At 47.6% G+C, this 11,934-nt stretch carries 14 protein-coding genes; 12 read left to right on the top strand and 2 right to left on the bottom strand.

Features of this window, described 5'->3' with window-relative positions:
- Positions 1 to 84 precede the first annotated feature (84 nt).
- Positions 85 to 942 carry an AraC family transcriptional regulator gene (locus MKY85_RS24155; RefSeq protein WP_339257134.1) on the bottom strand — a complete coding sequence of 286 codons (858 nt, stop codon included), beginning with the start codon at positions 940 to 942 and terminating at the stop codon, positions 85 to 87.
- 175 nt (positions 943 to 1,117) lie between these two features.
- Between MKY85_RS24155 and MKY85_RS24150 the strand changes: the two genes are divergently transcribed.
- The gene (locus MKY85_RS24150; RefSeq protein ID WP_342570946.1) at positions 1,118 to 3,190 is read left to right on the top strand and encodes a beta-galactosidase; all 2,073 of its coding nucleotides are present in this window, start codon (positions 1,118 to 1,120) and stop codon (positions 3,188 to 3,190) included.
- Positions 3,191 to 3,329: 139 nt separating this feature from the next.
- Here the strand turns inward: MKY85_RS24150 and MKY85_RS24145 are convergent, their stop codons facing one another.
- Positions 3,330 to 4,334, bottom strand: coding sequence for a helix-turn-helix transcriptional regulator (locus tag MKY85_RS24145; RefSeq protein WP_342570945.1), 1,005 nt, complete (start codon positions 4,332 to 4,334; stop codon positions 3,330 to 3,332).
- Between the two features lie 238 nt (positions 4,335 to 4,572).
- Here MKY85_RS24145 and modA point away from each other — a divergent pair, with 238 nt between their 5' ends.
- The 11 genes from modA to MKY85_RS24090 all read left to right on the top strand — a co-directional run bounded on the left by modA (position 4,573) and on the right by MKY85_RS24090 (position 11,736).
- Positions 4,573 to 5,445, top strand: a complete 873-nt coding sequence (gene modA / locus MKY85_RS24140; protein ID WP_342570944.1) for a molybdate ABC transporter substrate-binding protein — start codon at positions 4,573 to 4,575, stop codon at positions 5,443 to 5,445.
- The gene (gene modB, locus MKY85_RS24135; protein ID WP_339237316.1) at positions 5,442 to 6,128 is read left to right on the top strand and encodes a molybdate ABC transporter permease subunit; all 687 of its coding nucleotides are present in this window, start codon (positions 5,442 to 5,444) and stop codon (positions 6,126 to 6,128) included. Before modA ends, modB begins: the two co-directional genes overlap by 4 nt.
- A 271-nt stretch (positions 6,129 to 6,399) precedes the next feature.
- Entirely contained in the window at positions 6,400 to 6,732 is a 333-nt protein-coding gene (locus MKY85_RS24130; protein WP_339237313.1) for a hypothetical protein, read from the top strand.
- A gap of 297 nt (positions 6,733 to 7,029) precedes the next feature.
- Positions 7,030 to 7,869, top strand: coding sequence for a transporter substrate-binding domain-containing protein (locus MKY85_RS24125; protein ID WP_339237311.1), 840 nt, complete (start codon positions 7,030 to 7,032; stop codon positions 7,867 to 7,869).
- Between the two features lie 23 nt (positions 7,870 to 7,892).
- Positions 7,893 to 8,648 carry an amino acid ABC transporter permease gene (locus MKY85_RS24120; RefSeq protein ID WP_339237309.1) on the top strand — a complete coding sequence of 252 codons (756 nt, stop codon included), beginning with the start codon at positions 7,893 to 7,895 and terminating at the stop codon, positions 8,646 to 8,648.
- A gap of 215 nt (positions 8,649 to 8,863) precedes the next feature.
- Positions 8,864 to 9,574 (top strand): amino acid ABC transporter permease, encoded by a 711-nt coding sequence (locus MKY85_RS24115; protein WP_342570943.1) that lies wholly within the window; start codon positions 8,864 to 8,866, stop codon positions 9,572 to 9,574.
- A complete protein-coding gene (locus tag MKY85_RS24110) occupies positions 9,571 to 10,323 on the top strand; it encodes an amino acid ABC transporter ATP-binding protein (RefSeq protein ID WP_339257119.1) in 753 nt (250 codons plus the stop codon). Before MKY85_RS24115 ends, MKY85_RS24110 begins: the two co-directional genes overlap by 4 nt.
- Positions 10,324 to 10,444: 121 nt before the next feature.
- On the top strand, positions 10,445 to 10,732 hold the full coding sequence (locus MKY85_RS24105) for a hypothetical protein (protein ID WP_017692509.1): 288 nt from the start codon (positions 10,445 to 10,447) through the stop codon (positions 10,730 to 10,732).
- 23 nt (positions 10,733 to 10,755) lie between these two features.
- On the top strand, positions 10,756 to 11,097 hold the full coding sequence (locus MKY85_RS24100; RefSeq protein ID WP_017692510.1) for a hypothetical protein: 342 nt from the start codon (positions 10,756 to 10,758) through the stop codon (positions 11,095 to 11,097).
- Positions 11,094 to 11,390: a hypothetical protein gene (locus MKY85_RS24095; protein WP_339237302.1), complete on the top strand. Its 297-nt coding sequence runs from the start codon at positions 11,094 to 11,096 to the stop codon at positions 11,388 to 11,390. Before MKY85_RS24100 ends, MKY85_RS24095 begins: the two co-directional genes overlap by 4 nt.
- A 4-nt stretch (positions 11,391 to 11,394) precedes the next feature.
- The gene (locus MKY85_RS24090; RefSeq protein ID WP_339237300.1) at positions 11,395 to 11,736 is read left to right on the top strand and encodes a hypothetical protein; all 342 of its coding nucleotides are present in this window, start codon (positions 11,395 to 11,397) and stop codon (positions 11,734 to 11,736) included.
- Positions 11,737 to 11,934: the final 198 nt, after the last annotated feature.

Raw genomic sequence — 11,934 nt, 5'->3', positions numbered from 1 at the left:
TATGAAAAATGAGCGAAGAAGACTCTGTATGTTGTATGCAGTGTCTTCTTTTGCGTCAGCTTGATTAAGAAATATGTGCCGTGCCTATAACGAATGATTGTGCATCATGCGAAATTGCATGGGTGTTACGTTTTCCTGGGTTCTGAAACATCGGATGAAATAGCTCGACTGTGAAAATCCTGTTTCCAGCGTAATTTGTTTAATGGAAAGGTTGGTTGTCGCGAGCAGCTGCTTTGCATGGAGTAATCTGGATTCCATGAGGAATTCCGGGAAGGAGATGCCAAACGTCTGACTGAACTTACGGCTAAAGTACGTTGTGCTGTATCCGGCAATTCCCGCTACATGTTCAAGCGTGATGTGCTCGTTACTATGGGAACGAATATAATTCCCAGCTTCACGAATTCGCTCTGAAGTGTGATTAAGCGAAACATTGATTCGGCTCGCCGCAGATTGCAATCGGGTCAGAAGCTCATACAGCGTAGCTGCCATGCTGTGCTCGTCTTCCACTTGATAACCTCTTCCGAGCCCCATTAATCGATCCATGAGCGCGGTAACCACCGGGAAGTTGGAACATTGAAACAGCCATGGCTCGTCAACGCCTTTTCCATTTAACAATTCTTCGAGACGAACGCCGTAGAAGTGAATCCAACGAATACTCCAAGGATCATCCGAATCGGAGTAGTAGGTTTGTCTGAGACCGGGGCCATAGAGGAATCCCTGCCCTTGCATTAACTCATATCGTGTGGTTCCGGTGTCAAGGAATCCTTTGCCGCTGAGTACAAGGTGCAGGTTGTAACATTGATCCAAGTTAATTTCAGTAGTGCCATATTCTCGATGCACACGATGCTTCGGAAAGTCACTGTACCCTCCAATAAAATCGGGAAAGCATACATGTCTGGGGAAAATCGGCTTGGGGAGAAAGATGTGTTCTTTCACGTGCATCCTCCATTTGAACGCAATATTTTTATGTAATCAATGCAAATAGATTCAGCCAACTGTGATTTGAATCTATATTCATGACAATATTTTATTATAAGTCGCATAATCTTGTCATTTATTATAAGTGAAGGTTCCAATAGAATGGAGGCAATATGGCAGGTTAAGGGGGCAAATGAAGATGCCAAAGTCTATACATATGGATGAATTGAAAATGGGGGTCTGTTATTACCCTGAGCATTGGTCGGAAGCGTTGTGGGAGGACGATTTCCGCAGAATGCGAGAGATGAATATTACTGTTATTCGGATGGCTGAATTCGCATGGTCCATCTTTGAACCGGAAGAAGACCAGTTCGATTTTAGTTTTTTCCAGAAGGCAATGGATCTGGCACATCAATATGGTTTGAGCGTTATTTTGGGAACACCAACTGCAACTCCACCAGCGTGGTTAACCTCAAAATACCCTGAAGTATTAAATGCGAATAAAGACGGCGTATTGTATCAACACGGCATGCGACGCCATACCAACTACAGCAGCCCCATCTACAGACAGCAATGTGAGAAAATCGTGCGTAATATGGTGATTGCCTATAAAGATCATCCGGCTCTCATTGGCTGGCAGATCGATAACGAATTCAATTGCCATATGGATGTGTTCTACGCTGAGGCAGATCATGTCGCTTTCCGTGAATGGCTTAAGAATCGTTATGAATCATTAGAGAATCTGAACCAGGCTTGGGGAACCGTTTTCTGGAGTCAGACCTATACCGACTGGGAGCAAGTCCACCTTACCCGAAATATGGTCAGTCCTTCGCCAAATCCTCATTTGGCATTGGATGAAAAGAGATTCATCTCAGCCAATACTATTTCATTTGCCAAGGTTCAGGTGGACATTATTCGGGAACTGGACCCGAAACATTGGATCACCACAAACGGTACGTTTGGACACTTGGATAATCATGAAATGACAGAGGACTTATTGGATTTCTTCTCCTATGATTCGTATCCACAGTTTGCCACGATCTTCCCGGGGACAGACGACAATTCGTTACAGGACCGGGCCTGGAGCATGAAACTGTCCAATGTACGCAATATGTCACCGAACTTTTGCGTCATGGAACAGCAGTCTGGGCCAGGAGGTTGGGTAGATAGTATAGGCATGGGCACACCAAGACCGGGGCAGATCCGATTATGGTCATTTCAATCTGTTCTCCACGGAACAGATCTGCTTGTCTACTTCCGCTGGCGGACGGCAACATTTGGCACCGAGATGTACTGGCATGGCATCAATGATTACCATAATCAACCCAACAGAAGGGTACGCGAGGTTGCGCAAGTAGGCGAAGAGTTTGCCAAGATCGGGCGCGTTATTGCGGGCACTACTTATCAAGCCAATGTTGCGATCCTGCAGGATTACGATAACATCTGGGACGGAGAATTGGATGAGTGGCACGGTCCGCTTCAGCAACAGAGTGTACGCTCCTGGTATAAGCAGCTCCAGTATCGTCATATTCCGACGGATCTGGTGACCCTGCAATCCACGACAACATTGGAGGCGTTAACCGAATATAAGGTGATCATCTATGCTCACCCGGCCATCATGACAGACGAGACAGCAGAACTGCTGCAAGCCTATGTCAGTCAAGGGGGCACCCTGTTTTTCGGTGCACGCACCGGTTATAAGGATCTCAAGGGACATTGTTATATGAGACCGTTCCCAGGGGCTGTCGCTGAGTTGTGTGGTGTAACCGTAGAGGACTTCACCTTAATCAAGGGAACCGTTTCCGCAGCCACGTTGCAATGGAATGGAGAGAGTAAGCGGCTTGAGGAGGGAACGCCAACGGCCGGATTTAACGAAGTTCTTCATGTGGAGCATCCCGACGTACAGGTCGTGGCCGAGTATGCATCCGAATATTATGCAGGTAGTCCTGCATTGACCAAACGTACGGTGGGTCAGGGGCAGGTATGGTATTATGGTGCGGCTTACAATGAACCGGTCGTCGATGCTCTTCTGGATGAAATCGGGCTAGTCTCGCCTGTGGATGATCTGGTGGAGGTGCCGTCCGAAGTTGAGCTTGGGATCCGTTCCGGTAAGGATAAAGCTTATGTATTTTTACTCAACTACTCGGAACACCAAGTGGCCATCCAACTTAAAAAGCAAGCCAAAGAGTTGCTGTCGGGTACAACACTTCAGGATGAGATCAGCATGCCCGCGTATGGTGTGTTCATTTTTGAGATCGATCTGCCATATTAATCCATACATTCATCCATATCATGACTTATATATATACAAAGAAATACCAAAAACGCCTTGCATCCATTGCAAGGCGTTTGATATATGCATGATGTGATGTGTAACTCACGTTGAGCATGAACTGTTAAGGACGGTATAACTATGCTTCATACAAAATTTCACCTGTTCGCGATACATCATAGCCCTCGAATGATTGCAGTTCCTGCCTGAACTCCGGGGATTGGAGAATTCGCAGCACCGATTCTGTCCAGGCTTCATTACCCTGCTTCCTCAGCATGACCAGATCATAGCGTTCCTGAACGAGCGGGATAAAATCAACCTGGCCCACAAGTCGTGCAGCTTTCTCAATGCCAACTCCGACATCGGCTTCGCCAGAACTCACTTTGGCAGCCACGCCCATGTGACTGGTTTCTTCCAATTCATATCCGATCAGGCCTGCGGCAGAAATACCATGCAACCGAAGTTGCTCATCCAGCAATACCCGCGCACCAGAACCCTTCTCCCGATTAGCTAGTCTTAGTTCAGGCTTGCTCAGATCGGTCCAATGCTGCAAGTTCTGCGGGTTGCCACGCTGTACATATAGCCCGGCAGGACGTGATAGCAGGTTCACCACAACATAGGATCGTCCTGTCAGAATTTTGCGAATATACGGCAGATTATACTCACCGGTATCTCCGTCGAGCAGATGGGTGCTGACCAGATCGGATTCACCACGATACATTGAGATAAGTCCGTCCAGACTGCCCATGAACGAGCGCAGCGGACGAATGTCCCGGGTTTGTTTTTCCATATGGCGCATTAGGATATCCAGACTGACATCCTGACCTGTTATGACCAGATGCCGTGGTGCAGAAGTCATTGTATGGGTAGAACTCGCTTGTAAGGAGTTTTCCTGAGCATCAACATGACCTGACTGAGTCCCTGATACCGAGGTCTGAACCGTATTCGGGATACGCTGACCTGAGGACTGAAGTTGCTTGGATCGGCGTTTATATGCCTCCAGATCCGTTGCATCAATCCGCATTTGTTTACCCACACGGTAGGCGACAAGGTCTCCCTTTTTGATCAGGTCATAGACTGTCAGTTTCGATATTTTGAGCAGCTTGGATATTTCTTCGGTTGTGTAGGATTGCTCCTCCGTCATAAGTGAAGATCCTCCTTCAAAGATATAGATCCGATCATTCATCGTAATGCAATGTTTATTGTACTATACCATTAATTGAGGAATGCCATAAACCTGAGAACACGCAAGAAACGCAGAAGACAGGTAACAAAAATCAATTGTGATTGAAATCACCTTCCCATTTTTTTGGTCTTGTGTATAATTAGATATAATTAATTATAACTAGTTATAACCAAAGATAACGTTGGGGGAGAACTGAATGAGAAAGAGAATCGGATATATTTTGGGAAGTATGTCACTGGGACTGGCTCTAGTATTGGCTGGTTGTGGCGCAAGCACGATCACTACGGATACATCCACGGGTGCAGAAGGAACGACTTCAACGCCAGCGGCATCAGGTGAAGGTTCATCAGCGGGCAACAGTGATCCTCAGGAAACGGTAGATCTGACGATCTCGGCGGCTGCCAGTCTGACCGATGCGATGAAAGAGATTGAAGCCAATTATGAGCTAGCTAATCCTTATATAGAACTTAATTTCAACTTTGGCGCCTCGGGTGCCTTGCAACAGCAGATTGAACAGGGCGCCCCGGCTGATATCTTTGTATCGGCGGCAACGAAAAATATGAATGCGCTGGTGGATGAGAACCTGATTGCATCAGGCGATCAGAAGAATCTGCTACAGAATTCACTGGTGGCGATTGTGCCAGCAGATGGGACCAATACCGTAACCGGCGAAACGGATCTCACCAATGACTCCATCAAGACGGTAGCGATTGGCATTCCGGAAAGTGTGCCTGCGGGAACCTATGCCAAGGAAGCTCTGACCAACGCCAAGCTGTGGGATGAACTGGAAAGCAAGCTAGTGCAGGGGAAAGACGTTAGACAGGTCCTTCAATATGTTGAGACAGGTAATGCAGATGCCGGATTTGTATATAAAACGGATGCTCTTACTTCAGATCAGGTGAAAATTGCGTTTGAGGTGAACAAGAACAGCTACACACCCGCCAATTATCCGATAGGCATTATTGAAGGAACGAAACACCGCACAGAGGCCGAACAATTCTATGCGTATTTGCAAACCCCTGAAGTACTGGATATCTTCGTGAAATATGGATTCACAATTTCGGAATGAATATGAACGCCATAGACTGGTCCGTATTCTGGTCGCCGGTGCGCCTGTCGCTTCAGGTTGCGCTGTTATCCAGCGTAGTGGCCACTGTGTTCGGAATTGCGGTAGCCTGGAAGATGTCACGTACTTCATTTCGGGGAAAGATTCTGCTGGAAACGGCATTTATGCTGCCACTAGTCCTTCCACCAACGGTGGTCGGATTTCTGTTACTTGTCATACTGGGGCGTAAAAGTCTGCTTGGACAATGGATTGAAGCCATATTCTCTGCACCGGTTATTTTCACCTGGTGGGCTGCGGTGATTGCTGCGGTGGTGGTTGCTTTTCCACTCGTGTATCAGACCATGAAATCGGGATTCAGTGGTGTCGATCGGGATCTGGAAGATGCAGGTCGTTCGATTGGGGCGAATGAGTGGCAGGTCTTTCGTTACATTTCCTTGCCGCTCGCAGCCAGAGCGCTGATGACCGCCTTCATCCTGGGCTTTGCCCGGGCACTAGGGGAATTCGGAGCGACACTGATGATTGCAGGCAATATTCCGGGCAAAACACAAACAGTACCCACGGCAATCTATGTCGCTGTGGATTCAGGCAATCAGACCATGGCTTGGGCATGGACTGTTTCCATTATCATCATCTCGTTTATCATGTTATTGATGACCAGACAGCAGCGAGATGGTAAAAACGACTGAAATTTAAATAGATATACGATATATTTCATCACGTAAAACCCGTTTTAAGGAAAAAACTTCTTCCTTAACGCGGGTTTTTATCATATATTTCATATGCATTAATATCAAATGTTAACTGAATTGGAACGAATGGAAATGTAAAGCTGTTTTAACATAAAAAAATAAAAAAAATTCCAAAATTTAATCATTCAGTACTCGCTTTCAGTGGGCTTGTTCCTGTAAGATAGAAGTAATTGATTCCAGCCAAGTACTGAAATAAGGAGAGACGACGATGAACACTAGACCTGATTGCGGCGTTTCGTTGCAAATCGATGACTATCTGGATCTTTTGCATTTTGCCATCCAAATTCAAGATCAGGAATGGCAGCAATCCTTAATCCACCAACTTAAAATATTTCAGACGGCGACGGACCAGCAGCGCACACCTGAAGAGGAATTATGGACAAGGTTCGATTATATTAACAGTAAACTTACTGGTCTGTGCCATCAGATTCATGCCGCTCATTCCATAGATGAACGCAAGAAGTTCGAGGAACGGATCGGCCTCTTGCAATTACAGCGAGTGGAAGTTGCGCGTAAAATTAAATGGGCAAGTCGCAGATAGATGAGAGAGTAAAGCAAGATATGGTGTAACGCCAAAAAAATATAATTGAACGAGAGTCATACATCAAGAAGCCATCTACCAATGATATTGGGGATGGCTTCTTTGTGTACGATAGAGAAGTTCTATAACCTTATCAGGATGTCCTATTAGTTTAGTTATTGCCCAAAGATAAGTTGTAATGATATTCTTTGTTCAACCTAATTCCGACTATACAAGTAAGAATGGTTTGTTAATGAGTATCGGAATAGGAGCACACATCATATTTGCTGTGATAACAGCCTGTGGAGGAGATTGGGAATGGTTAAAAAACGGGGGATTCAACAATTCCGGACAGCACTGCTGTTCATTACAATGCTGGCGGTTCTGGCTGGATGCAGCACAGGTACTGCAAGTAATGAGTCAGAATCTGCTTCGGCAGCAGGCGATACCAAAGTGAAAAAAATCATTGTAGGAACAGGTACACAGTTCCCGAATGTCTGCTTCATTGATGAAAATGGCAAGTTAACAGGTTATGATGTGGAATTGATCCGGGAGATCGACAAACGTTTGCCTGACTACGAATTCGAATTCAGCACTATGGATTTCAAAAACCTGCTGCTGAGTCTGGAAACGAAAAAAATTGACTTGATCGCTCACCAGATGGAAGTAAATGAAGAGAGACAGGCCAAGTTCCTGTTTAATGATGAAGCCTATAATATTTTCCCAAATAAAATTGTCGTCAGTCAGAAAAATGAGGAAGTAAAATCGATTGAGGATCTGAAGGGAAAAAAACTGATTGTCGGCGCTACGAGTAATGCGGCTGTACTTGCTGAGAAATGGAATGCAGCGAACGGTAACGGCATTGATATCGTCTATTCCGGAGCAGGTGAGGATACCATTACCCAGATCAAAACAGGCCGGGTGGATGCAACGATCAGCACTCAGTTTGCCATTGATTATCAGAATAAAGCGGTGGATGCCCAGTTGAAAACGGTGGGAGATGCCCTCTCCAACTCCAAAGTGTATTTCATTCTGAACAAGGATGAGCAGGAGCTCAAAACCAAAGTGGACGAAGCGCTCAAATCGATCAAAGAAGATGGGACATTAGGCAAGCTGAGTACAGAGTGGCTTGGGGCTGACTATACGGTTGAAGAGTAGTCTGAGAGAGGTGTGCAGCGGTCATGGGAAAATCATTTGATCTGTCATTGGTTCTGGATTTCATCCCGGAACTGCTACGATATTTGCATATAACACTGATTGTATTGGGTGGCTCCATCGTGCTCGGACTGGTGGGCGGCGTGCTTCTGGCCGTTCCCCGTCTGTATCGGATTCCGGTACTAAGCCAGCTGGCTACCCTGTACGTCTCATTCATGCGGGGCACACCGATCCTGATCAAATTGTTCCTGGTGTATTACGGACTTCCCGAGTTGCTCAAACCGATTGGCATCGACCTGTCGAGAACCGACCCGTTGTTATTTGTCATTGTGACCTATGCGCTTAGTGATGCGGCATCCTTTGCCGAGATCTTTCGCGGAGCAGTGCGCAGTGTGGATAAAGGTCAGACGGAGGCAGCCTACGCTGCGGGTATGACGACATTCCAGTCTTTTCGGCGGATTGTCGTTCCGCAGGCACTGATTGTTGCTTTTCCTAACATGGCCAATACGTTAATCGGTTCATTAAAGGATACTTCTTTGGCTTTCTCCATTGGTGTCATGGATATGGTGGGCAGAGGGCAGACGTTAATCTCCGCCACGTCCCACGCACTTGAGGTATATATCAGTCTGTCTGTGGTCTATTATGTCATTGTCATTGTACTCGAAAAAGGATTTGCCGTTGCAGAACGCAGACTACAGCGCCATGAACGCAAGAGGGTTGTACACAAATCGACCGTTCGCGCCAAACGCCTGAGAGAGGTTGTTCAAAAAGTCCGCTTTTGATTACGAATCATGCCTCGCGGCATCATCAGCATCGAAGTTGAAATTCAGCCGAAATAAGCGGGAGGCTTACGATGTATGTTTCCTTTGGAAACATTGCGGTTGCTCACGTAGTTTTCCCTACGCTCCGCTACTCCATTTCTAACTTCATTCCATCTTCTCGGTACTGAAAACCAGACTTTTTGAACTCGCACTGAAACGAATAGAGGGGTGAGCATATGTCGATTGATCTCCAGTTTATCTATACCTCTTTTTTTCAAATTCTGAAGGCATTGCCACTGACACTCGTCATTACGATTGTTCCGTTGATTGCAGGCTTCGGAATTGGTCTGGCTACGGCTCTGATCCGTATTTATCGTGTGCGGTGGATTCATCGCATTGCTGACTTCTACGTTTCTTTCCTGCGTGGAACACCGATGCTGATGCATCTATTCCTCATCTATTATGGTATTCCAATGATTATTGATAAGCTGTCGGAACGTTACGGTTGGGCTTTCCAATCTTCATCGATCCCGATTCTCGTATTTGTACTCATTGCCTTCTCGCTTACTGCGGGCGCCTATATGTCCGAGATTATCCGTTCAGGCATTCTTGCCGTTGATATCGGTCAGATGGAAGCTGCACACGCTGTGGGTATGAGCACATTCCAGGCTTTAAGGCGCATCATCATTCCTCAAGCGATCGGGGCGGTATTGCCTAATCTGTGCAGCATGTTTGTCGGGTTCCTGCATGGATCAACACTCGCCTTTACCGTGTCACAGATGGACATTCTCGGTAAAGCGGATGTGGTGGCATCCGTCAGTCTGAAATTTCTGGAGGCCTTTATCGCCGCCGCGTTCATCTACTGGGGGCTGACCCTCATTGCCGAGCGGATCACCGCTTTGCTTGAGCGTCGGGTTGCCGTGTACAGCAAAGGAGGCGTGTCATGATTACACTAACGAACATACACAAAACATTTGGCAAGCAGGACGTATTGAAGGGGATTGATCTGACGGTGGAGCAGGGTGATGTCGTTGCGATCCTTGGACCGAGTGGATCAGGTAAAACAACGCTGCTGCGCTGCGTCAATTTTCTGGAACGTGCCGATGAAGGCAAGGTTCAGATCAGTGGATTGACCGTAGATTGCAAGCATGCACGCAAACATGACATTGTGCAATTGAGACGGAAAACAGCGATGGTCTTCCAGCATTATAATCTGTTCAAACATAAGACGGTGCTTGATAACGTCACGGAGGGTTTGATTATTGCCCAGAAAATATCCAAAGCTGATGCCCGTACACGTGCCTTACGTGTGCTTGAACAAGTCGGACTCTCTGCCAAAATCAATGAATATCCAAGTATGTTGTCCGGTGGACAACAGCAGCGGGTAGGAATCGCCAGAGCACTGGCACTGAATCCCGAAGTGATTTTGTTTGATGAACCGACCTCGGCACTGGACCCCGAGCTTGTGGGGGAGGTGTTGTCTGTCATCCGCTCCATTGCTCAAGAGGGGATTACCATGATTGTCGTTACCCATGAAATGGGGTTTGCCCGTGAGGTGGCAAATCGGGTTGTTTTCATGGACGGGGGTTCCATTGTAGAGGAAGGAACCCCGGAAGAGGTATTTGTGCGTCCCAAGCAGGAACGGACTCGCCAATTCCTCAGTCGGTATTCTTCTGACTGGAGTTATGTCATCTGACGATATAGGCGCAAGCTGTAGTAACTGACGATCCCGGCCCGGCATATGCTGTAACAGGCAAATGCTGATAGGCCGGGTTTTTCTATGGGTGAAGCAGGCCGTGACGGTAAGGAGGAGGACCATGCAGAGCAAAATCGATGAAATCATCACACATATTGCACACTCTCACCAGCAGATCGCACGTGTGCTGGATGCCAAACGCCAAGTCGCTGTGCGCATGTCTGAAATCATCAATCATTTGCCAGATATCGAACCGGAGTTGGATGGCGTTGACGGTCTGCTGGATAGCTCTGGGCAAATCAACAAAAGCATTATCTCTTACTTGGGAGGCCTTGCAGATCTGGAAGAGGCTGTAGCCGAAACGCTGACCCAAGTCATGCGGGAGATCGCGGTTCAAGAGGAAGAATAAGCCCGGAAGGCGGGTGAAGGAACATGAGTAGAGAACAGAGCCTCATTCTGATGCTGGACGCAGCAGCCAAGATGCAGTGGAATATTGCCCTGATTCTGGAGGCAAAAGCGATTGAGGCCGAGAAGGTACGGAACTGGACGCTGAATCATTTGAATGGGGATACTTTTCTGACGCATGGGGATCAGGTCGGCGAGCCACTCAAAATGCATGATCAGCTGGTGGAATTGCTGGAAGGTTTAACCCGGATGGAGACCGGACTGTGCAACAATCTCAAAGCGGTGATGGTACAGAACGACAGCGAAGATGGCGGCGGTATGGATGGTGGCATGTTTGGCGGCATGGATCTGGGAGACATGGGAAAATGAGTCTGATGCGGCGTGAGCAGGAAGCTAAACTGGCCCTCATTGAATCCATTGCACACAGTCAGCAGGCGCTGGCACGCATTCTGGACAGTGTAGCCAGTGTAACCGCTCATTCGGAAGTATCCGCCCGCAGTCTGGCCGAAAACATTCGTCTGCTGAGTCGCTATCAGGAAGAGATGTCTCGCATGGTAACGGGAATCAGGCTGGCTCGAATCCAGCATGGGGAGCCAGGCTTGCCGTGGCTCAAAGACCCCGAGTGTGCAATTCGTATCGTTCGGGACATACAGGAGGAATGATGACATGTTAAAGAAGAAGAAAATACGACTGAGAACCAAAAGAGCTTTGGTAACTCGTGGAGCCCGTCTGCGCAAAATTCGCAAGCTGCGTGCGCTCAGAGCCAAACGTGTTCTTCACAAACGCCCACTTAAAGGACGCAGTGCGTGGCTCAAAAAAAAGAAACGGACGGTACGGCGGTACCGGAGTCCGAAGCCTGTACAACCCATCGTCCCGGCTACCCCTACCGATCCGAATCCAGACGGTGCGTACAGCCAGGGATACAACGAGGCGTACAACGAGGGATTCAACGCGGGTTTCGCCAAGGGATTCGAGGACGGACATCAGCTGGCGTACAAAGCACAGTAACTGAGAAGATGGAATGAAGCTAGAAATGGAGCAGCGGAGCGTAGGGAAGACTACGTGAGCAACTGCACTGTTTCCGAAGCAACCTTCGTAAGCATCGGCTTATTTCGGCTGTATTCCATATTCGATGCTGGTGATGCCAAACAAATGATGATAGCCCGGGGGGACAGATCCCCCCGGGTTATTTGCATCGCCGCAAAA

Source organism: Paenibacillus sp. FSL R5-0749 (assembly GCF_038595085.1).
Lineage (GTDB): Bacteria > Bacillota > Bacilli > Paenibacillales > Paenibacillaceae > Paenibacillus.
The sequence above is the reverse complement of the archived record's forward strand: the minus strand, read 5'-3'. Positions and strand labels throughout refer to the sequence as shown.

Excerpts from the sequence above, each read along its gene's own strand:
- MKY85_RS24155 (WP_339257134.1), bottom strand. The coding sequence starts at position 942 with ATGCACGTGAAAGAACACATCTTTCTCCCCAAGCCGATTTTCCCCAGA.
- MKY85_RS24150 (WP_342570946.1), top strand. The coding sequence starts at position 1,118 with ATGCCAAAGTCTATACATATGGATGAATTGAAAATGGGGGTCTGTTAT.
- MKY85_RS24145 (WP_342570945.1), bottom strand. The coding sequence starts at position 4,334 with ATGACGGAGGAGCAATCCTACACAACCGAAGAAATATCCAAGCTGCTC.
- modA (WP_342570944.1), top strand. The coding sequence starts at position 4,573 with ATGAGAAAGAGAATCGGATATATTTTGGGAAGTATGTCACTGGGACTG.
- modB (WP_339237316.1), top strand. The coding sequence starts at position 5,442 with ATGAATATGAACGCCATAGACTGGTCCGTATTCTGGTCGCCGGTGCGC.
- MKY85_RS24130 (WP_339237313.1), top strand. The coding sequence starts at position 6,400 with ATGAACACTAGACCTGATTGCGGCGTTTCGTTGCAAATCGATGACTAT.
- MKY85_RS24125 (WP_339237311.1), top strand. The coding sequence starts at position 7,030 with ATGGTTAAAAAACGGGGGATTCAACAATTCCGGACAGCACTGCTGTTC.
- MKY85_RS24120 (WP_339237309.1), top strand. The coding sequence starts at position 7,893 with ATGGGAAAATCATTTGATCTGTCATTGGTTCTGGATTTCATCCCGGAA.
- MKY85_RS24115 (WP_342570943.1), top strand. The coding sequence starts at position 8,864 with ATGTCGATTGATCTCCAGTTTATCTATACCTCTTTTTTTCAAATTCTG.
- MKY85_RS24110 (WP_339257119.1), top strand. The coding sequence starts at position 9,571 with ATGATTACACTAACGAACATACACAAAACATTTGGCAAGCAGGACGTA.
- MKY85_RS24105 (WP_017692509.1), top strand. The coding sequence starts at position 10,445 with ATGCAGAGCAAAATCGATGAAATCATCACACATATTGCACACTCTCAC.
- MKY85_RS24100 (WP_017692510.1), top strand. The coding sequence starts at position 10,756 with ATGAGTAGAGAACAGAGCCTCATTCTGATGCTGGACGCAGCAGCCAAG.
- MKY85_RS24095 (WP_339237302.1), top strand. The coding sequence starts at position 11,094 with ATGAGTCTGATGCGGCGTGAGCAGGAAGCTAAACTGGCCCTCATTGAA.
- MKY85_RS24090 (WP_339237300.1), top strand. The coding sequence starts at position 11,395 with ATGTTAAAGAAGAAGAAAATACGACTGAGAACCAAAAGAGCTTTGGTA.